Source organism: Streptomyces monomycini, assembly GCF_022271435.1.
GTDB classification, from domain to species: domain Bacteria; phylum Actinomycetota; class Actinomycetes; order Streptomycetales; family Streptomycetaceae; genus Streptomyces; species Streptomyces monomycini.
The window spans coordinates 132,738-153,731 of the sequence record NZ_JAFIQY010000014.1; the positions used below are offsets into that span (position 1 = coordinate 132,738).

Below are 20,994 nucleotides of genomic sequence, written 5' to 3' on the forward strand. Positions count from 1 at the left end.
CGCGGCTCTGTGAAGTGGCCGGATTCCAGTGGATCCGGGCATCGACGACGCCCCCATATGATCAAGTTTTATGGGAGAAGTCCGTTTGAGCCCGGATGAGGACCGCACCCGCGGTCGGTGGTCACGACGCGGTGCCGCGTACGCCGTCTGGTACCTGCGTGCCGTCACCTTCATCAATTTCCTCAGCGCCGTGTGGGTGTCGTTCGGACAGGACATCCGCAGGCACAACGTCGATGAGTTCTTCACCCCGTACCTGCTCACCGCGGGTTTCGCGGCCGGTGTCTTCTCGCTGTTCCTCGCGGTCACCATGCGGCGCCGCAAACGCGCCGCGTGGATACTGAACCTGATCCTGTCCGGACTCTTCCTCGCGCTGTTCGCGCTCGCGATGGTGACCGTGCCGGAGTTCCGGCAGCACGGGCAGAACTGGTTCTCCTTCGTCGTGACGCTGCTGTTCGTCGTCTCACTGCTGGTGGGCCGCAAGGAGTTCTACGCCAAGGGCGACCGCTCCAACCCCAAGCTGGCCGCGGCCGTCGCGCTCGGCGGCCTGCTGGTCACCTCGCTCCTCGCGGCGCTGCTGGTGACCGTCGCCAACACCGCGCACGACAGCCACCACGCGACGTTCCTGGACCGCTGGCGCTACGGCGTCATGCGGCTGGTCTCCATCGCCGCCGAGGAGGACCGTTTCCCCGGTATCGCCACGCCGAACTGGGCCGACGTCGTCATCAACGTCATGAGCACGGTCCTGCTGCTGCTCGTGCTGTGGTCCGCCTTCCGGTCCGTCCGCAGCACCGACCCGATCACCCCCGAGGACGAGGAGCGGCTGCGCGGCCTGCTGGCCCGCCAGGGCGACCGGGACTCGCTGGGCTACTTCGCGCTGCGCCGCGACAAGAGCGTCATCTGGTCCCCCACCGGCAAGGCCGCCGTCACCTACCGCGTCGTCGGCGGGGTCTCGCTCGCCTCCGCCGACCCGATCGGCGACCCGGAGGCCTGGCCCGGCGCCATCGACCTGTGGCTCGCCGAGGCCCGCGCGCACGGCTGGGCACCGGCCGTGATGGGCGCGAGCGAGGAGGGCGGCACGATCTACGCCCGGCACGGCCTGGACGCGCTGGAGCTGGGCGACGAGGCGATCGTGGACACCGGGGAGTTCACGCTGGAGGGGCGGGCCATGCGGACCGTCCGGCAGGCGTACAACCGTGTCGCGCGGGCCGGCTACACCGTCCGCATCCGGCGCCACGAGGACATCCCCGAGACCGAGATGGACCGGCTGCTGAAGCTGGCCGACGACTGGCGCGACGGCGAGACCGAGCGCGGCTTCTCCATGGCGCTGGGCCGGCTCGGCGACCCCGGCGACGGCCGCTGCGTGATGCTCGAATGCACCGACGCCGACGGTGTGCTGCGCGCGCTGCTCAGCTTCGTGCCGTGGGGCGCCAAGGGGCTGTCGCTGGACCTGATGCGCCGCGACCGGGAGTCCGAGAACGGGCTGATGGAGTTCATGGTGCTGGAGATGGTCCAGCGGGCGAAGGAGGTGGACGTCACTCAGGTGTCACTGAACTTCGCGATGTTCCGCTCCGTCTTCGAACGCGGTTCGCGGCTCGGCGCGGGTCCGGTGCTGCGCCTGTGGCGCTCGCTGCTCAGCTTCTTCTCCCGGTGGTGGCAGATCGAATCGCTCTATCGCGCCAACGCGAAATACCGGCCCATCTGGGAACCCCGGTACATGCTCTTCGAAAAGAGCACCGACCTGCTGCGCATCGGCATCGCCGCCGCCCGCGCCGAGGGCTTCCTGGAGGCTCCCGGGCTGCCGAAGTGGCTCAACCGCAAACACCTGGAGACCAAGAGATGAGCGAGCCGGTCCTGCGCCGCGCCGTGCGTGCCGAGTGGGGCCTGCTGGTCCGGACCGTGTGGTCCGGCCTCCGTACCAGGAAACTGCTGGCGATCCCCATGACGATCTCCGCGGTCCTGCTCACCTCCCTCTTCCAGATCGTCCAGAACCAGTCCTGGGGCTACCAGTTCGTCCAGAACATCGGCTCCGTCCAGGCCGACGAGCACCTGTGGCTGGCGCTGCTGCGTACGCCGCTGTCGCTGTTCGTGCCCGCGCTGGACCTGCCGGTGTGGGGCGCGCTGGCACAGCTCCTGCTGGTCTTCGGCATCTGCGAGATCTGCCTGGGCCGGGCCCGGACGCTGCTGATCGCGTACGCGGCCACGCTGGCCGGGACGATGTACGCGCGGATCGGCATCTGGCTCGGCCCCGACAATCCCATCGGCCTCCCGCCGACCGACGCCTTCGTCCACGACACCGGCCCCTCGGCGGCCGTGGTCGGCCTTGGCATCTTCGTGTGCTGGGTCTACCGGGCGTGGTTCACCTGCGCGCTGGTGGTGCTGTCGATGGTCTACGAGGTGGTGTTCATCAAGAACAACCTGGCGGGCCGGGAGCACATCGCCGCGGTCGTGGCGGTGCTGGCGCTGTGCGGGGTGTGGGAGGTGCTGCACCGGCGCCGCAAGCCGCGGGGCGAGCAGCAGGTGCGGGCCGGCGGCTGAGATCCGGGCGGGCGCACCGGCTCTCAACGGGTCGGCGTCCCGCCGATGACGTGGTTCACCCGGCGGCGCAGCCCGTTCCAGCGCCGGTCGTGCCGGAAGGCACGGACCTTCGCCTTGGCACGGGCTTTGGGGCGCCGCCGGTAGAACCGTTTCGCCCACGGGGAGTTCGGCCGGGCCAGCCGGACGGCCCCGAACAGCGCGACGAACGGTACGAACACCCCGATCACCGCCATCCGGCCCTTGCCCTTGAAGAGCGCCACCAGCGCGAACAGGAAATTGATCCCCACCGTCCGGACCACCCGGAAGCGGTTGTGGAACTCGCCGGGCCCCAGTTCGTTCACCCCGAACGGCAGGGCGCCGCCCAGGATCAGCGCCACCAGCGCGGCCGTGACGATCACGATCTCCACGCTCTTGGTGCCCTGCTCGCTCCAGTACACGTCGTCCAGGTGCAGGATCAGCGCGAACTCGTCCAGTACCAGCCCGACACCCGTCCCGAACAACACCGCCGCTATGCCGGACCCGTAGCCGTGCCGCCCGCCGGCCAGGGCGGTGAACCCGCCGACCACCATGAGCACCACCCCCGGCACGACGTGGTGAATGTGCAGACCGCCCGGCGAGATGTTCCGGAAGGGGCCCTTCCCGGCCCGGATCAGCCGGGTGATCATCCGGGTCACGACAAAGGTCAGCACGAAGGAGACAAGTGCGAGCAGCAGGGGCAGCTTCCCCGGCTCGATGATGTTGCGGAACCACCAGTGACCCATGCCACGTACTCCCCATTTGTCGCGTATAGGGGCAATTTAGCGCCGTACGGTCCGGAGCAGCCGGGTTAGCCTGCCGCGATGAACGACGCCGCCGCCCCGTCCGGCCCCTCGCCTTCCCCCACCCTCGGGGACGCCATGCGCTTCGCCTTCGGCACGCTGACCGTGCTGCCCGTACGGCTACGCCGCTGGGACCGGCCGGCGGCGCGCGGCGGCATGCTGTGCGCGCCGGTCGCCGGGCTGGTGATCGGCCTGGCCGCGGCCGCCCTGGGCACCGGGCTCCTCCTCCTGGACAGCGGCCCGCTGCTCGCCGCCGTCGCCACCGCGGCCGTCCCCGCCGTCCTCACCCGCGGCCTGCACCTGGACGGCCTCGCCGACACCGCCGACGGCCTGGGCAGCGGCAAGCCCGCCGAGGACGCGCTGCGCATCATGAAGCAGTCCGACATCGGCCCGTTCGGCGTCATCACCCTGCTCTTCGCCCTGCTGGCCCAGGTGGCCGCCCTCGCCCACCTGTACGAACAGGGCTGGGCCGCCGGCGCGGCGGCCGCCCTCGTCTCGGCCGTCACCGCCCGCTGCGCCCTCACCCTCGCCGCCCGCCCCGGCGTCCCCCCGGCCCGCCCCGGAGGACTGGGCGCCGCCGTGGCCGGTACGGTGCCGCTCCCCGCGGCGGCCGTCGCGGCCGCCGTCGTCATCGCCCTCTCCGCGGCTCTCGGCAGCACCCGCTCAGGCGGCTGGGGCGCCCTCCACACCGCCCTGGCCGCCCTTCTCGCCCTCGCCGTCGGAGAAGCGACCCTGCGCCGCTGCCGCCACCGCTTCGGCGGCATCACCGGCGACGTCTTCGGCGCCGTCGCGGAGACGACGGGACTGACGGCGGTGGTGGTGCTGGCGCTGGGCTGAGGGCCCGCACAGCGGAAAGCGGACCCCCGCGACGGGCGGGGGTCCGCTGCACGCCTTCCGGCCCGGTGTCAGGGTCAGCAGGCCTTGCGCCAGGCGTCCAGGTCCTTCCGCTTCTGCAGCGAGCTGAAGTGCAGGCGCTTCGTCGCGGAGCAGAACTGGGCGGCCTGGAGTTCGTACTCGACGTGGAAGACGGGCTTGCCGGCCTTGATGAAGGGGGTCATCTTGGCGCACTCGTCGTACTGGGCGCACTGCTCGTTGACGGCGAAGTCGAAGTCGCCGACGAGCTCGGGGATCTGGTCGAGGTCGTTCTTGAGGCCGACGGACATGCCCCGGTCGTGGGCCAGCTCGGCGATCATGCGGTTGAAGGCGAGCTGGTCCTCTTCGTCCAGGTCGAAGCCGGTCTCGTTCTTGTAACCGTCGACGTTGTCCGGCTCGACCGCGTCGAAGCCCTTGTCACGGCACATGTCGAAGCGCTTCGCCATCAGCGGGCGCAGCACGTCCAGGCGCCGGATGTCGAGCCACTTCTCGCCTTCCCAGCCGTTCTCCTCGCCGATGATGTCCTTGGGGAAGCGGGACGCGTCCGGGCGGAAGTCCTCGTGGGCGCCGACGCTGATGTAGCAGATGACCTTGCGTCCGCGCTGGTGGAGGTCGGCGACGACGGAGGCGTCCTGCTTGAAACCGTCGATGTCGTAGACGGGCGCATTGACGGTCGGGTCGAACTTGCCGGTGAGCTGCCACTGCCAGTCCACGCCGGCCTTGGGGTGCCACATCGTGCGGGAGTCGCCGCCTCCGGAGCTGCCCGAAGTGCTGGCCTGGCTGGCGCTGTTCGAGCTGCCGGGGCCGGCGCTCGCGTCATCGCCGTCCGGTCCGGCCGGCGCCTGGGAGCAGGCGGTGGTGACGAGCAGCAGCGAGCCGAGGAGGAGGGAGAGGGCAGCGGGGCGTCTCTTGCGCAGCAGATTCTTGCGCAGGAGGTTCGTGCGGAAGTGCGGGAGCGTCATCGAGCGATCTCCAGTAAGGGGGGAAGGGCGTCCCAAGGATGCGGCGCGGTGCCGGGAACGGCGCAGTGCACGGCGGCCCCACGCCGCCGGGCCAGCTCGGCGGCGGCCTCCGCACAGGTCGCGGGGAGGCCGTGGACGAGATGGCAGAACCGTTCGGGCGGGTGGTGCGCCGTCCACTCCGGGACCTCGGCGTTCTCGTACGCGGCCCAGGTGTTCTCGAAGGTGACCAGGACGTCGGCGAAGTCGAGATAACCGGGGTGCGGATGGAGACCGTGGTTGAGGACCACGGTGCCGGCCCCGGCGGCGCGCGCGGCGACCGCCAGACGGCGGTAGTGCGCGAGCAGCCCGGCCTCGGCGGCGGCCTGGTCGAAGAAGGCGCCGTCGGCCCCGTACCAGTCGCGGTGACGCAACAGGTCCTGGACGACGGCCGCGTGCGGGCGGCGCCCATAAGCGGTGTCGGTGTAGCCCAGGACGCGTACGCCCGCTCCCCGTAACCGCCCGGCGACCGCGGCGAATTCCGGGTCGGGGGCGGTTCCGGGGCCGCTGGCCGGGTTGAGCACCACGCCGTAGAGATCCGGCGCCGCCGCGATCAGCCGCCGCCAGACGTCCGGGCGTTCGGCCGGATGCTCGTAGAGCGGGACCAGCAGGCGGCGGGAGGCCGGACGGGACTGCCGCGAAGACGGCCGGGTCATGGTTCGGGGGCTCCTGTCGGAAATGGGACGAGATGCTGAGCATACGAGCACCTGCGACGACACCCGGACCCGGTACCCGTTACCGGTCAAGAGGGGGGATTTACGGAGGGGTTGGGCGCCGCTCCGGCGGCCGCTCAGCGGTGCGCCGTGGCCCGTCCCAGCAACGCCGAACCCGCGGCGGCCAGGACGAGCGCGGCGGCACCGCAGACCGTCAGCTGGGCGACGGCCGGGGACAGCGGCCCGGCCACCAGGACCACCGTCTGGGCGACCGCGGCCGACCCGCACACCGCCGCCGCGACCGGCACCATCCCGAACGCCTGGAGGAGCAGCGCGGTCCACAGCACGACGCCCAGGCACAGCAGTCCCAGGCCGTGTGCCGCGTCCATCGGCGGCCCCTGCCGCCACACCAGGCCGCCGGCGCCGCCGAGGACGGCGAGCACGACGAGGTAGGAGGCCAGGCACCGGGCCAGCGCGCCGGAGGTGGCGCGCCAGAACCCGGCCGGGGTGGTGCTGGAGCGCAGCCCGGCCACGGCCCGGCTGCGGTAGCGGTACAGCAGCCATTCGGCCGGGCCCATGCTGAGCGTGAGGGCCACCGCGGCGGGCGCGGCGACCTCGGCGTGGGCCCCGTACCGCAGTACGTCGCCGAGCGCCGTGAGCAGCACCAGCACCCCGATGGCCAGTCCGAAGACCCCGTACGGCACGGAGGCCACGGCCCGCGGTGCCGGCCCGTCCTGCCGCGGCTCGCGGCGGCAACGCAGGACGGTGACGGCGGCCAGCGCGACGGCGGCGCCGAGCGACAGGACGAGCAGCGCGGCCCGTACGGCGTCCGGCGGCACGTACACCGCCATCAGCGCGGCGCCGAGCGCGACCGGCGCCAGGGCGCACAGCAGCCACCGCTCCCGCCCGAAGACGAGGAGCGTGGTGGCCGCGCCCAGGTAGGCCGCCTGGCCCGCGGCGAAGGCGACCGCACCGGGCGCGTCCGCGTCGGCGGCCCCGACGATCCAGGCGGCGGCCGCGCCGGCCAGCGCGCCGAGCGGCGCGCCGACGGCCAGGGCACGGGCGGCGGCCCGCCGGGCGCCCAGGCCGAGCCAGGAGTACGCGCGGTGGGCGAGCGCCTGGTTCCAGACCCAGCCGGCCAAGGCCCCGGCGAGCAGCGGCACCGTTCCCGCGGGCAGCCCGCGGGCGTCCGGCGGGCCGGACAGCAGGTGGGAGCCGACGACGTAGGCCAGTCCCGGCAGGGCGAAGACCAGGGTGCGCAGCAGGCAGCCGAGCAGGCTCACCCGCCAGGGGTCGGTGACCGCGCGGTCCGGTTCGGGGTAGCTGCGCGGGACCCGCGCGTAGAGCTCCTCGGCGAGGGCGAAGGAGTTCTCGCGCCCGTAGGTGAGTTTGATCTGGTCGTCGCTCATGCCGTCGGACTCGATGACGGCGGCGATCTCGTCGGGGTGCACGGCGGCGGCGATCAGCTCGCCCATCCGCCCGGCGAGTTCGTCGACCGGGTCGGGAGCGGCCCACTGCGGGCGCCGGGGCCGCGGTACGTCCGGCAGGTCGTCCACCCGGTCCTTGCCGCCCTCCCCCGGCACCAGCCACAGGGAACCGCTCACCAGCCGGCCCCGTCGGCGGCGAGGGGGGCGTTCCAGGGCCCGCGCAGCTGAAGGGTCCACCGGTCCCGCTGCTGCTCGGCGGCCTGCTGGCCCGCGCCGTCGAGTTCGCGGTAGATGGTGCGGAAGCCGTCGACGGAGCGGCGCAGCGTGAACTGGTCGATGACCCGCTGCCGGGCCCGGCTGCCGAGTTCGGCGCGCTTCTCCCAGCCGCCCTTGAGCAGTTCCAGGGTGGCCTTGGCCATCGCCTCGGGTTCGCGGGGCGGTACGACGAGCCCGGTGTCGCCGACCGCCTCACGTACCCCGCCGACGTCGGTCGAGACGGTCGAGCGGCCGCAGGACATGGCCTCTATCAGGCTGAACGGGAACCCTTCGGAGATGCTGGAGAGCATGACGACGCTGCCGGCGGCGTAGGCGCGGGCCACGTCGTCGATGCGCCCCTCCCAGCCGATCCCGTCGGTCACCCCGAGCGAGGCGGCCAGCTTCTCGCAGCGGGTCTTGTACGCCTCGCCGCCGGCCGGCACCCCGCCGAACAGGCGCAGCCGCAGGTCGGGGACCTCCGCGCGGCACAACGCGTAGGCCCGGATGAGGGTTTCCAGGTCCTTGATCGGGTCGATCCGCCCGGCCCAGCTCAGCGTCGGCGCGTCCGGCTCCCGTTCGGCGTGCGGGAACTGCTGGACGTCGACGCCGTTGTAGACGGTGCGGATCTTCTCGGGCGGGGTGCCGCCGCGCTCCTCCCAGCGCTTGTTGTACTTGTTGCACGGCGTGACCAGGTCGGCGGCCCGGTAGCTCTCGATGGTCAGCTGCCGGTAGAAGCCGAGCATCAGGGCCTTGACGGGCCAGCGCTGGGCGTCGGAGCGGTAGCCGAGGTAGCGCTCGCGCAGGTATATCCCGTGCTCGGTGAGGAGGAACGGTACGCCGTCGAACTCCTTCGCGGCGAGCGCGGGCAGGCAGGCCAGTCCGTTGCTGACCGCGTGCGCGACGCTGTCCTCCGGCACCCGTACGGACAGCGGGCGCAGCGCGTGTTCGAGCAGGTCGGTGGCGGTCAGCGCGTCGTGCACGGTCGGGCCGGCCTCGCGCGTGGCGACGTGCGGCAGGGTCCAGATCCACATCAGGGAACGCAGCGCGGACTCGGTGCGCAGCGCGGCGCTCAGGCGTCCTTCGCGGGCCAGCGCGGCCAGTGCGTACAGCTCGGTGCCGAAGTCGGTGCAGGACTGCGGGTCCAGCATGGACAGCAGGAAGCGCTCGTAGGTGTCGACGAAGCGGCGGCGCTCGCGCGCGCGGAAGAGCCCGGCGGTGCGCCGGCCCGGCGGCGGGCCCCACATGGGCACGGAGGAGCGCGCGTAGACGTTGTCGGGCAGGTCCCAGGTCACCGGCTCACGGCCGCTGCCGGTCAGCGCGATGACGTTGAAGCGGACTTCGGGCATACCCCGTACGAGCTGGTCGCACCAGGTGGAGACGCCGCCGTGGACGTGCGGATAGGTCCCCTCGGTGAGCATGGTGACGTGCCTGCCGGGCTGCGGCGCGTCGTCGGGCCGATGATGCGGGCTGCCGACCTCGTACAGGGTTGCGTTCATGGCGAAATCCCCCCGGGAGTGAGTGCTGAGTGGAGCGGTACGGAACGCGCGGGCGCGGCGCTGCGGGCACCGTGCGGGCGCGTCGCGGCCGGCGGCCGTGCCGGCCTGGTGCGGGGTGCACGTGCGGAGCTGCGGGGACGTGCACGTGCTGACGTGCGGGGACATACGGGTGCGGGTGCGGGGCGTGGGGGCGTGCGGTGCTGCGGGGGCGGAGGTGCGGTGGGCCGGCGCCGGGGTGCGGGCACGGCCGCGGGACACCTGTGCGGACGCGTCCGTACCTGCGCGTCCGTCCAGGTGTACGAGTGCGGGAACTGTGGTGCGGCGTGCGGTGGTGCGAGGCGCTGTCCGCGGGCGCGGGTGCGGCCGGGCGCGTGCCGCGGTGCGCGGGCACGGCCGCCGGGCGCCCTCGGGGACGGTGGCAGGCGGGCAGGGTTCGGTGCGGGACATCGGCGGTGGTGGCGGGACGCGGCGGACACCGGCCGCCCGGTCCCTGCGCGCCCGGCCGGGTGCGCGGGCCGGGCGGAGCCGGGGACGTGTCAGGCGGTCGTCGGAAGCTTGAGTGTGATGGCCGCTCCGGGCGACTGCGCTGTGGCCCACTCCGATACCCGTCCGGCGTAGCGTTCGCCGAATTCCGCGGTCCCGTCGGCGAGTTGCTTTCTGGTTCCGTCGGGCATCGTAGCCGCAGCGGCCACCCCGGCCGGCGACGTGACGGTGACAACGTCGCCAATTCTGTACGCCGTCACCGAACCGTCGTCCAAAGCCTTCTGCCAGGCCGCACGCTGCTGCATCTCGCGTCCGATGTCCCGGTGGCGCTGGTTGACGACCGGGGTGCTGTCCTCGAAGAACCCCCGATAGTCGGCCAGAACTTTGTCCAGAACCGGGTAGGCGATCCGGTCCTCGGCGAGGTTCGACTGGTGGATGTAGTGCGGCCGCGGATCGTCGGCCAGAGCATGCCCGAGGGCGGTCCGCGCCTCCTGCGGGACGATGTACGAGGCGTAGCCGGTGTCGGTCGGCAACGGCTCCGGCATGCAGGTCGAGTTCGGGTCGGTCTCACAGATCCCGCTGCCGCCGTCGGCCTTGCTGGTGTAGATCCAGTTGTACTCGTCGACCTCTTCGGCCGCCTTGCCCACGTTGTAGTACACGTTCATCGGATAGCGCGGCACGGTCAGCGCCACACCCGCCGGGCGCTGCGCGGACTCCCGCGAGTTGTCGCTCGCCAGCCACTTGACGCCGGCGGCGGCGAGCGCCGGCCCGAGGTTGGGGTTGTCCTGCGGCTGCTGCGGCAAGGTCTTCAGCCCGGAGTGCTCGCCGGTGACCAGCTCCGCCGGGTCCACGTCCAGCCCCTTGGCCACGCCCCAGGCGTGGTTCTTCCCGATCTCCGCGGTGATCTCGCTGCGACTGGTCCACCGGGTGTTGCCCAGCCAGTCCTCGGCACAGCGCCAGGGCACGGTCGAGGTGTCCTGGACACAGCCGAGGAAGGGGTGGGTCCAGGTGTGGTTGACCCAGCGGAACGCGTCCTTGTCGGCGAGCAGCCGGTCGGCCATCGCGTCCACCCCGCCGTGCTCCGTCTTCCACTCCTCGCCGGAGCCGGCGTTGTAGACCATGTCCAGCCGGTAGCCGCTCTCACGCTGCCACTGGGCGGCGTACGCGGCGTCCGCCTCGCTCATCCGGATCGGGGTGGTGTCCGGGACGCCGGAGGGGCAGTCGAAGTCGCCGGGGGTGCAGTTGTTCTCGACGTCCCAGCGGGCGTCCGGGGCGAAGATGTCGTCGACCTGGACGGAGAAGTAGTTACGGCTCTGGCCCAGGTGGACGCCCTGGGTGAGCCAGTCCACGATGCCGCGGGCGAGCAGCCGGAACTGCTGCTGATAACGGTTCTGCGCGAAGGTGACGACCAGTTCGCGGCGGCCGTCGCGGGCGTACTCGCCGATCAGCGAGCCGCGCGCGGAGGTGCCCGGCACCGCCGCGTCCAGGTACGACGTGAACGTGGCCCCGGCGGGCGGGTCGGCCAGCGGCTGCGCGACGTAGCCGTAGCTCTCGGAGACCTGCGGGTCGGCGTCCTCGAAGGGCACCGCGCCCTTGAGGTAGCCGAACGGGCCCGCCTTGCCCGCGGCGGTGGTGCGGGTGGCGAAGCCGTCCAGCACCCCGGCGTAACCGCCGTCGTCGGGTGTGCGCAGGCCGACGTCGGGCCGGGCGTAGGTGTACGCGTCCACCTGCGGGATCTTGTACGTGGTCTCGTACGCCTTCAGGGCGACCAGCTCCGTGGAGGCGGCGGTGCCGAACGGATTGTCGTTCGGCAGCACGACGCCCTGGAACTTGGCGCGCGGCCGGCCGTCCACGGTGTCACTGAGGAACGCCGCGTCGATCACCGGGCGGCCCGGGCTCGTCAGGTCGACGGTGGTGTACGGGACGCCCTGGCCGCGCAGTTCGGCGACGATCGCGTCGGTGGACTCACCGCCGTCGCTCACGACCAGGACCCGCAGGTCGATCCGGGGCACCCCGTCCGCCACGGCAGGTGCGGTCCGCGCGGCGGCGGGGGTGCTCACCACCAGTGGCAGTGCCGTGATCATCGCTGCGGCTAACGCGGTCAAGACTCTGGCCGGTCCGGCGGCCGGCATGCCGTTGCTGCCCATGGGCGCAGTCCCTTCCCCCCCGGAAGTCCCCCTGCTGCCGGAAGCGGTACCGGGCAGGCTCGTGCACATCATGCGAAGGTTCCCGTCCGTCTATCCCGCAGTCGCCACTACTGTGACGCACGTCTCATTCGGCGCACGGAGATTGACGCCAGGGCCCCGCGTGCGGGCGGGTCCGGATCGCGGCGGAATCGGCAACTCCCCTGAGGCACGGCAGAGTTGGGGCCATTGAGGCAGGTGGTGCAGATGTGACAGGCCGGGCCGGTACGGCATCAAGCGGTTACGTCCGGCGCCCCCGAGCGTAGGCTCGGCCGCAGCAGCGCCCTCGGCGCGAACGGACAACCGGACGGAACAGGACTCTCATCACCGTGACTGCACTGACCCTCAGCACATCCTCCGCCGCGACGTTGCGTGCGGACACCGTTGTCGTCGGCGTGGCCAAGGACGCCAAGGGCGTCGTACTGGCCCCCGGCGCCGAAGCCGTGGACAAGGCGTTCGACGGCGGGCTCGCCGCCGTCCTGGAGACCCTCGGCGCGAGCGGTGCCGAGGGCGAGGTCACCAAGCTGCCGGCCGGCTCCGGCCTGAAGGCGGCGGTCGTCCTGGCGGTCGGCCTGGGCGACGCCCCGGCCGGCGACGAGGAGTACGACCCCGAGGTGCTGCGCCGCGCCGCCGGCGCCGCCGCCCGCGCCCTGGCCGGCACCAGGAAGGCCGCCTTCGCGCTGCCCGTCGGTGACGCCGGGGACACCGCGGCGATCGCCGAGGGCGCCCTGCTCGGCGCGTACACCTTCACGGCGTACCGCAGCGGCAGCGGCGACGCGAAGACCGCCCGCGGCGGCAAGAAGGCCGAGGGCAACGGCAAGGCGCCGCTGGCCGAGATCGCGATCCTCGGCGGCAAGCCGCGCGACAAGGCCTTCAAGGCCGCCGCCGAGCGCGCCGAGACGCTGGCCGCCGAGGTCAACCGCGCCCGCGACCTGATCAACACCCCCTCCAACGACCTCACCCCGAAGTCCTTCGCCGCGCAGGCCCAGGCCGCCGCGAAGGAGTTCGGCCTCAAGGCCGAGGTGCTGGACGAGAAGGCCCTGAAGAAGGGCGGCTACGGCGGCCTCATGGGCGTCGGCCAGGGCTCGGAGAACCCGCCGCGGCTGGTGCGGATCGCCTACACCCACCCGAAGGCCGAAAAGACCCTGGCGCTCGTCGGCAAGGGCATCACCTACGACTCGGGCGGCATCTCCCTGAAGCCGGCCGGCTTCAACGAGACCATGAAGTGCGACATGAGCGGCGCCGCCGCGGTGTTCGCCGCGGTCGTGGCCGCCGCCCGGCTGGGCCTGCGGGTCAACGTCACCGGCTGGCTGGCGCTCGCCGAGAACATGCCCTCGGGCAACGCGATGCGCCCCGGCGACGTGCTGACCATGTACAACGGCAAGACCGTCGAGGTGCTGAACACCGACGCCGAGGGCCGCCTGGTGCTGGCCGACGCGCTGACCCGCGCCTCGGAGGAGCGGCCCGACGCGATCGTGGACGTCGCGACGCTGACCGGCGCGATGGTGATGGCGCTGGGCAACCGGACCTTCGGGATCATGGCCAACGACGACGCCTTCCGGGCCAGCCTGCACGAGATCTCGGAGGAGGCCGGCGAGCCGTCCTGGCCGATGCCGATGCCGTCCGAGCTGCGCCGGAGCATGGACTCCCCGGTGGCCGACCTGAAGAACGTGGGCGAGCGGGCGGGCAGCGGCCTGCTGGCCGGCGTCTTCCTCCAGGAGTTCGTGGGCGAGGGCATCACCTGGGCGCACCTGGACATCGCCGGCCCGGCCTTCCACGAGAGCGCGCCCTTCGGATACACCCCCAAGGGTGGCACCGGCTCCGCGGTCCGCACCCTGGTGCGGCTGGCCGAGCACACCGCGGACGGCGACCTCGGCTGACCCTGTCGCGGTTACTGCGTTTACGGCGTTTTTGTCGGTACGGCCCCGGGCCCGGCGCCCGGGGCCGTACGCGCGTGTTCGCCCTCGACGAAATCCGTACACCCGTACGCCTTGGTAACCGCACGCGCAACCCCCCGGAACGGCCGTCGTGCCGTCCCACAGCCCGGCCCGCCGTCCCGGTCGCGTTCAACAAGTGCGAAGATGGGTTCTTGGCAGGACAGGGCCCCCCTTACCCAGGGCCGATCCAAGAAGCGGCCGATCAACAGCCGCCGCCCGGTCACCGACGACCGGCTCCGGCGTACCCATGCATGGAGGACGTGACGTGGCGAACGACGCCAGCACCGTTTTCGACCTAGTGATCCTCGGAGGCGGTAGCGGTGGTTACGCCGCTGCCCTGCGCGGGGCGCAGCTGGGCCTGGACGTCGCCCTGATCGAGAAGAGCAAGCTCGGCGGCACCTGCCTGCACAACGGCTGCATCCCCACCAAGGCCCTGCTGCACGCCGGCGAGATCGCGGACCAGGCCCGCGAAGCCGCGCAGTTCGGTGTCAAGGCCACCTTCGACGGCATCGACATCGAGGGCGTCCACAAGTACAAGGACGAGGTCATCTCGGGCCTGTACAAGGGGCTGCAGGGCCTGGTCGCCTCCCGCAAGGTGACCTACATCGAGGGTGAGGGCCGGCTGTCCTCCCCCACCTCCGTCGACGTCGACGGCCAGCGTGTCCAGGGCCGCCACGTCCTGCTGGCGACCGGCTCCGTGCCGAAGTCCCTGCCGGGCCTGACCATCGACGGCGACCGCATCATCTCCTCGGACCACGCGCTGAAGCTGGACCGCGTGCCGAAGTCCGCGATCGTGCTGGGCGGCGGCGTCATCGGCGTCGAGTTCGCCTCCGCGTGGAAGTCCTTCGGCACCGACGTGACCATCGTCGAGGGCCTCAAGCACCTCGTCCCGGTCGAGGACGAGAACAGCTCCAAGCTGCTGGAGCGGGCCTTCCGCAAGCGCGGTATCAAGTTCAACCTGGGCACCTTCTTCGACAAGGCCGAGTACACCCAGGACGGCGTCAAGGTCACGCTGGCCGACGGCAAGTCCTTCGAGGCCGAGGTGCTGCTGGTCGCCATCGGCCGCGGCCCGGTCTCCCAGGGCCTGGGCTACGAGGAGGCCGGGGTCGCCATGGACCGCGGCTACGTCCTGGTCGACGAGTACATGCAGACCAACGTGCCGACCATCTCGGCCGTCGGTGACCTCGTCCCGACCCTCCAGCTCGCGCACGTCGGCTTCGCCGAGGGCATCCTGGTGGCGGAGCGGCTGGCCGGTGTCAAGACCGTGCCGATCGACTACGACGGCGTGCCGCGCGTGACGTACTGCCACCCCGAGGTCGCTTCGGTGGGCATCACCGAGGCGAAGGCCAAGGAGCTGTACGGTGCCGACAAGGTCGTCGCCCTGAAGTACAACCTCGCGGGCAACGGCAAGAGCAAGATCCTCAAGACCGCGGGCGAGATCAAGCTCGTCCAGGTCAAGGACGGTGCCGTGGTCGGCGTCCACATGGTCGGTGACCGCATGGGCGAGCAGGTCGGCGAGGCCCAGCTGGTCTACAACTGGGAAGCCCTGCCGGCCGAGGTTGCGCAGCTCATCCACGCGCACCCGACGCAGAACGAGGCGCTCGGCGAGGCCCACCTGGCCCTGGCCGGCAAGCCTCTGCACTCCCACGACTGATCCCGGTCCGGGCGCGACCACATCCGCACTTTTCTGTAAGGAGCAAGAGAAACCATGGCGGTTTCCGTAACCCTTCCGGCGCTCGGCGAGAGCGTCACCGAGGGCACCGTCACCCGCTGGCTGAAGGCCGAGGGTGAGCGCGTCGAGGCCGACGAGCCCCTGCTGGAGGTGTCGACCGACAAGGTCGACACCGAGATCCCCGCCCCCGCCGCCGGCGTGCTGGCCTCCATCAAGGTGGCCGAGGACGAGACCGTCGAGGTCGGCGCCGAGCTGGCCGTCATCGACGACGGCAGCGGTGCCCCCGCGGCCGAGTCCGCCCCGGCGCAGGCCGAGGCGCCGGCCGCCGAGCCCGAGCCCGCCGCGGCTCCGGCCCAGGAGGCCCCGAAGCAGGAGGCCCCGGCCCAGGCTGAGGCCCCCGCCGGTGGCGCCCAGGGCTCCGACGTCGTCCTCCCCGCGCTCGGCGAGAGCGTCACCGAGGGCACCGTCACCCGCTGGCTCAAGGAGGTCGGCGAGGAGGTGGCCGAGGACGAGCCGCTGCTGGAGGTCTCCACCGACAAGGTCGACACCGAGATCCCCGCCCCCACCGCCGGCACCCTGCTGGAGATCCTGGTGGGCGAGGACGAGACCGCCGAGGTCGGCGCCAAGCTCGCCGTCATCGGCGCGAAGGGTGCTGCTCCGGCCCAGGCCGAAGCTCCCGCCGCTCCGGCCCCCGCCCAGGAGGCCCCGAAGCAGGAAGCCCCGAAGCAGGAAGCCCCCAAGCAGGAGGCTCCGGCCCCGCAGGCCCCCTCGGCGCCCGCGCCGCAGCAGGTCACCACCCCCGCCCCGGACCCGGCCCCGGCCGCTCCGGCCCCGGCGCCGGCTCCGGCCGCCGCCCCCGTCACCCCGGCCCCGGCCGCGGGTGAGGCGGACGCCGCGTACGTCACCCCCCTGGTCCGCAAGCTGGCCCAGGAGAACAGCGTGGACCTGGGCTCGGTCAAGGGCACCGGCGTCGGCGGCCGTATCCGCAAGCAGGACGTCGTCGCCGCCGCCGAGGCCGCCAAGCAGCAGGCCGCGCCTGCCGCCGCCCCGGCCGCCGCTGCCAAGTCGACGGGTCCGGCCATCGAGGCCTCCCCGCTGCGTGGCCAGACCGTCAAGATGCCGCGGATGCGCAAGGTCATCGGCGACAACATGATGAAGGCCCTGCACGGCCAGGCGCAGCTGACCTCCGTGGTCGAGGTGGACATCACCAAGATCATGCGGATGCGCAACAAGGCCAAGGACGCCTTCGCGCAGCGTGAGGGCGTCAAGCTCTCGCCGATGCCGTTCTTCGTCAAGGCCGCTGTCCAGGCGCTGAAGGCCCACCCGGTCGTCAACGCCCGGATCAACGAGGACGAGGGCACGATCACCTACTTCGACACCGAGAACGTCGGTATCGCGGTGGACGCGGAGAAGGGCCTGATGACCCCGGTCATCAAGGGTGCGGGCGACCTGAACATCGCCGGCATCGCCCGGAAGACCGCGGAGCTGGCCGGCAAGGTCCGCACCAACAAGATCAGCCCGGACGACATGTCGGGCGCGACCTTCACGATCAGCAACACCGGCTCGCGCGGTGCGCTGTTCGACACGGTCATCGTGCCCCCGAACCAGGTCGGCATCCTGGGTATCGGCGCCACCGTCAAGCGTCCGGTGGTCGTCGACCACCCGGAGCTGGGCGAGACCATCGCCGTGCGCAACATGACCTACCTGGCGCTCTCCTACGACCACCGCCTGGTGGACGGTGCCGACGCGGCCCGTTACCTGACGACGGTCAAGCAGATCCTGGAGGCCGGCGAGTTCGAGACCGAGATCGGTCTCTGAGCACGGTAGCCACCACGTAGGTGTGCAGGGTCGGCCCCGGTTCGTACAAGTTCGTACGAGCCGGGGCCGACCCGTTTTCGTTGCACGGATAATGGCCGTCCTGCGGTGGTCTCCCGTACCGCCTTCCGGTGCGGGGCCCCGGCCGCCGTCTGCCGCACGCTCTGAAGGAGCACGTCATGACCCCGCCCGTCGTCCATTCGCTCCGCGAGCAGATCCGCGAGCACATCCTGGAAGGGATCGTCAGCGGCCGCTGGCAGCCCGGTGAGCGGATCGTGGAGCGGCGGATCGCGGTCGAGCTGGAGGTCAGCCAGACGCCCGTACGGGAGGCGCTGCGCGAGCTGGAGTCGCTCCAGCTGATCGAGTCGGCTCCGAACAAGGGCGTACGGGTACGGAATCTGACCGCGGACGACCTCAAGGAGAGCTACCCGGTACGGGCCGGCCTGGAGCAGGTGGCCGCCGAACTGGCCGCCGGGCGGCTGGCCGAGGACTGCGCGGCGCTGGACCGCGAGGTGGCGGCGCTGTGCGAGGCGGACCGGCACGGCGACGGCGAGGCGCAGGTGCGGCACACCGTGGCCTTCCACCGCGAGATCGTGCGCGCCGCCCGTAACGCCGTCCTGCTGCACACCTGGGAGTCGCTGGGGGTCGAGGTGTGGACGACGCTCTCGATCCGCTGGTTCAGTCCGGAGCCGCGCTCGCACGCACGGGACCACCAGGAGATCGTGGACGCGTTCCGGCGGCGCGACCCGAGGATCGGCGAGCTGCTGAAGACCCACGTACTGAGCTGCGCGCCCAGGGTCTGACGCGCAGGTCAGGCCCCCTCCTCCCCTTCGATTCGGAGCCGCAGACAGCCTGGCACCCCGTGCCCGAAAGGCTGGCACCCCGTGCCGACCTGCGGTTTTTCCTTCAACCTGCATTGATCGATCATCGATCAGAGGCGTATCGTCATACGTGGGGCGCGACCCCTGCCTGCCAAAGCACTCATCGCACCTCCCTCCTCCGTCCGGAAAGGGGCCACCCATGCCCGATCCCGTACGTATGCCGTACAGCCAGCTCGACCAGGTCCCGGACCGCGACCCGGAGGAGACGGCCGAGTGGCGCGCGTCCCTGGACGCCGTCACGAAGGCGGCCGGTCCGCACCGCGCCGCCTACCTGATGCGCCGTGCCGTGGAGCACACCGGTGCCCCGGGCCTCGCGCCGCTCGAAACCGACTACGTCAACACCATCCCGACCTCCGCCGAGCCCGAGTTCCCCGGTGACGAGGCGATGGAGGCCCGGATCACGGCGTGGAACCGCTGGAACGCGGCCGCCATGGTCACCCGCGGCTCCCGCCTCGGCCTCGGCGGCCACATCGCCACCTTCGCCTCGGCGGCCTGGCTCTACGAGACCGGCTTCCAGCACTTCTTCCGCGGCAAGGAGGCCGACGGGAGCGGCGACCAGCTCTACATCCAGGGCCACGCCTCCCCCGGCATCTACGCCCGCGCCTTCCTCGAAGGCCGCCTCACCGAGGACCAGCTCGACCGCTTCCGCCAGGAGGCGGCCGGCGACGGCCTGCCCTCCTACCCGCACCCGCGGCGCCTGCCCTGGCTGTGGGAGTTCCCCACCGTCTCCATGGGCCTGGGCCCGCTCTCCGCGATCTACCAGGCGCGCTTCAACCGCTACCTGGAGCACCGCGGCATCAAGGACACCGCCAACTCCCACGTCTGGGCGTTCCTCGGCGACGGCGAGATGGACGAGCCCGAGTCGACCGCAGCGCTGGCGCTGGCCGGCCGCGAGGGCCTGGACAACCTGACCTTCGTCATCAACTGCAACCTCCAGCGCCTGGACGGCCCGGTCCGCCCCAACTTCAAGATCGTGCAGGAGCTGGAGGCCCAGTTCCGCGCCGCGGGCTGGAACGTCGTCAAGTCCCTGTGGGGGCAGGCCTGGGACGAGGTCTTCGCCCAGGACACCGACGGCGCCCTGCTGCGCCGTCTGCGCGAGACGCCCGACGCGCAGTTCCAGACGTACGCCACCCGCGACGCCGCCTACCTGCGCGAGCACTTCTTCGGCTCCGACCCGTCGCTGGGCCGCATCGCCCAGGGCCTGTCGGACGCCAAGCTGCTGGAGCTGTTCCAGACCTCCCGCGCCGGCCACGAGCCGCGCAAGGTGTACGCCGCGTACAAGGCCGCCGTCGAGCACAAGGGCGCGCCGACCGTCATCCTGGCGCAGACCGTCAAGGGCTACACCCTCGGCGAGGGCTTCGAGTCCCGTAACGCCAACCACCAGATGAAGAAGCTCACCGGCGAGCAGTTCCGCGCCATGCGCGACCTGCTGGAGCTGCCGATCCCGGACAGCGCCCTGGACGCGGACGTGGTGCCGTACGCCCGCCCGGACGAGAACTCCCCGGAGATGGAGTACCTGCGTCAGCGGCGCGCCGCCCTCGGCGGTCCGGCCCCGGCCCGCAAGGTCGTCGCCAAGCCGCTGCCGATGCCCGCCGACAAGGCGTTCGACGCGCTGAAGAAGGGCTCGGGCTCGCAGGAGATCGCCACCACCATGGCGTTCGTCCGCCTGGTCAAGGACCTGATGCGGGACAAGGAGACCGGCAAGCGCTGGGTGCCGGTCGTGCCCGACGAGGCCCGTACCTTCGGCATGGAGTCGCTGTTCCCGTCCGCCGGGCTCTACTCCCCCGTCGGCCAGACCTACGACCCGGTCGACCGCGACCAGCTCCTGTACTACAAGGAAGCCAAGGACGGCCAGATCCTCAACGAGGGCATCACGGAGGCCGGTTCGCTGGCCGACTTCACCGCGGCGGCCACCTCGTACGCCACCCACGGCGAGCCGATGATCCCGTTCTACATCTTCTACTCGATGTTCGGCTGGCAGCGCACCGCCGACCAGTTCTGGGCGCTCGCCGACCAGCTGGGCCGCGGCTTCGTCATCGGCGCCACGGCCGGGCGTACGACGATGACCGGCGAAGGCCTCCAGCACGCGGACGGCCACTCGCACCTGATCGCCTCCACCAACCCGGCGGCGCTCTCCTACGACCCGGCGTTCGCGTACGAGGTCGCGGTGATCGTCAAGGAGGGCCTGCGCCGGATGTACGGTCCGGACGCGGAGGACGTCTTCTACTACCTGACGGTCTACAACGAGACCAAGGTGCAGCCCGCCATGCCGGAGGGCGTCGAGGAGGGCATCCTCAAGGGCCTCTACCGCTTCAAGGAGGCCGCCGCGGCCGCAGCCGACGCGCCCCGTCTCCAGATGCTGGCCTCCGGCACCGCCATCCACTGGATCCTGGAGGCCCAGGAGATCCTGGCCCGCGACTGGGGCGTGGCGGCGGACATCTGGTCGGCACCGTCCTGGACGGAGCTGCGCCGCGACGCGCTGGAGTGCGACGCCGCCCGCCTGGACGGCGAGGACCGCGTCCCGTACGTGACCCGCGCGCTGGCCGGCGCCCCCGGCCCGGTCGTCGCGGTCAGCGACTGGATGCGGGCCGTGCCGGACCAGATCGCCCCGTGGGTCGAGCAGGACTGGACCTCGATCGGCACCGACGGCTTCGGCCTCTCCGACACCCGCGAGGCGGCCCGCCGCCACTTCGGCGTCGACGCGCAGTCGGTCGTCGTGCAGGCACTGGCCGCGCTCGCCCGCCGCGGGGACGTGAAGGCGGAGACGGTCAAGGAGGCCAAGGAGCGGTACGGGCTGTAGGCCCTCGGGACGCGGCGGGCGGCCCGCCCGCCGCGTCCACCCCTCGCGCCGGCTCCGGCCGGCGCCCCCCGCTCCCGTGCGGAGACCACCTGAACCGCGCCCGGGGTCTCCGCACGGGATCTTCCTCGCGCACGGGAACGACGGACGTGCGCCGGGCCGCGCCGCCGC

Annotated in this window: 14 protein-coding genes; 8 read left to right on the top strand and 6 right to left on the bottom strand. The window is 71.9% G+C overall.

What is annotated here, in order from left to right; all coding sequences use genetic code 11:
* Positions 1 to 70 precede the first annotated feature (70 nt).
* Together JXZ78_RS18395 and JXZ78_RS18400 are read left to right on the top strand one after the other, a co-directional pair.
* Positions 71 to 1,840 (top strand): phosphatidylglycerol lysyltransferase domain-containing protein, encoded by a 1,770-nt coding sequence (locus JXZ78_RS18395; RefSeq protein WP_030022034.1) that lies wholly within the window; start codon positions 71 to 73, stop codon positions 1,838 to 1,840.
* Positions 1,837 to 2,535 carry a hypothetical protein gene (locus JXZ78_RS18400; protein WP_030022033.1) on the top strand — a complete coding sequence of 233 codons (699 nt, stop codon included), beginning with the start codon at positions 1,837 to 1,839 and terminating at the stop codon, positions 2,533 to 2,535. Before JXZ78_RS18395 ends, JXZ78_RS18400 begins: the two co-directional genes overlap by 4 nt.
* Positions 2,536 to 2,558: 23 nt before the next feature.
* Here the strand turns inward: JXZ78_RS18400 and JXZ78_RS18405 are convergent, their stop codons facing one another.
* A complete protein-coding gene (locus tag JXZ78_RS18405; protein WP_030022032.1) occupies positions 2,559 to 3,296 on the bottom strand; it encodes a hypothetical protein in 738 nt (245 codons plus the stop codon).
* Positions 3,297 to 3,374: 78 nt separating this feature from the next.
* On the opposite strand from JXZ78_RS18405, the gene JXZ78_RS18410 reads away from it, so the two are divergent.
* The gene (locus JXZ78_RS18410; protein WP_238783204.1) at positions 3,375 to 4,190 is read left to right on the top strand and encodes an adenosylcobinamide-GDP ribazoletransferase; all 816 of its coding nucleotides are present in this window, start codon (positions 3,375 to 3,377) and stop codon (positions 4,188 to 4,190) included.
* A 74-nt stretch (positions 4,191 to 4,264) separates the two neighbouring features.
* Here JXZ78_RS18410 and JXZ78_RS18415 read toward each other — a convergent pair whose 3' ends face one another.
* From JXZ78_RS18415 to JXZ78_RS18435, 5 genes are all read right to left on the bottom strand, one after another.
* Positions 4,265 to 5,188, bottom strand: coding sequence for an endo alpha-1,4 polygalactosaminidase (locus JXZ78_RS18415; RefSeq protein ID WP_050502734.1), 924 nt, complete (start codon positions 5,186 to 5,188; stop codon positions 4,265 to 4,267).
* A complete protein-coding gene (locus JXZ78_RS18420; protein ID WP_030022030.1) occupies positions 5,185 to 5,880 on the bottom strand; it encodes a spherulation-specific family 4 protein in 696 nt (231 codons plus the stop codon). Before JXZ78_RS18420 ends, JXZ78_RS18415 begins: the two co-directional genes overlap by 4 nt.
* 134 nt (positions 5,881 to 6,014) lie before the next feature.
* Entirely contained in the window at positions 6,015 to 7,481 is a 1,467-nt protein-coding gene (locus tag JXZ78_RS18425; protein ID WP_030022029.1) for a hypothetical protein, read from the bottom strand.
* Positions 7,478 to 8,977: a GT4 family glycosyltransferase PelF gene (gene pelF / locus JXZ78_RS18430; protein ID WP_033038678.1), complete on the bottom strand. Its 1,500-nt coding sequence runs from the start codon at positions 8,975 to 8,977 to the stop codon at positions 7,478 to 7,480. Before pelF ends, JXZ78_RS18425 begins: the two co-directional genes overlap by 4 nt.
* Before the next feature lie 614 nt (positions 8,978 to 9,591).
* Positions 9,592 to 11,622 carry a hypothetical protein gene (locus tag JXZ78_RS18435; RefSeq protein ID WP_238783205.1) on the bottom strand — a complete coding sequence of 677 codons (2,031 nt, stop codon included), beginning with the start codon at positions 11,620 to 11,622 and terminating at the stop codon, positions 9,592 to 9,594.
* A gap of 428 nt (positions 11,623 to 12,050) precedes the next feature.
* Here JXZ78_RS18435 and JXZ78_RS18440 point away from each other — a divergent pair, with 428 nt between their 5' ends.
* The 5 genes from JXZ78_RS18440 to aceE all read left to right on the top strand — a co-directional run bounded on the left by JXZ78_RS18440 (position 12,051) and on the right by aceE (position 20,826).
* Positions 12,051 to 13,601: a leucyl aminopeptidase gene (locus tag JXZ78_RS18440; protein WP_030022026.1), complete on the top strand. Its 1,551-nt coding sequence runs from the start codon at positions 12,051 to 12,053 to the stop codon at positions 13,599 to 13,601.
* Positions 13,602 to 13,923: 322 nt separating this feature from the next.
* Positions 13,924 to 15,312: a dihydrolipoyl dehydrogenase gene (lpdA, locus tag JXZ78_RS18445; protein WP_030022025.1), complete on the top strand. Its 1,389-nt coding sequence runs from the start codon at positions 13,924 to 13,926 to the stop codon at positions 15,310 to 15,312.
* Between the two features lie 54 nt (positions 15,313 to 15,366).
* Positions 15,367 to 17,148 carry a 2-oxoglutarate dehydrogenase, E2 component, dihydrolipoamide succinyltransferase gene (gene sucB / locus JXZ78_RS18450; RefSeq protein ID WP_030022024.1) on the top strand — a complete coding sequence of 594 codons (1,782 nt, stop codon included), beginning with the start codon at positions 15,367 to 15,369 and terminating at the stop codon, positions 17,146 to 17,148.
* Between the two features lie 176 nt (positions 17,149 to 17,324).
* The gene (locus tag JXZ78_RS18455) at positions 17,325 to 17,948 is read left to right on the top strand and encodes a GntR family transcriptional regulator (RefSeq protein ID WP_030022023.1); all 624 of its coding nucleotides are present in this window, start codon (positions 17,325 to 17,327) and stop codon (positions 17,946 to 17,948) included.
* A gap of 217 nt (positions 17,949 to 18,165) precedes the next feature.
* Positions 18,166 to 20,826: a pyruvate dehydrogenase (acetyl-transferring), homodimeric type gene (gene aceE, locus JXZ78_RS18460; protein ID WP_030022022.1), complete on the top strand. Its 2,661-nt coding sequence runs from the start codon at positions 18,166 to 18,168 to the stop codon at positions 20,824 to 20,826.
* Positions 20,827 to 20,994: the final 168 nt, after the last annotated feature.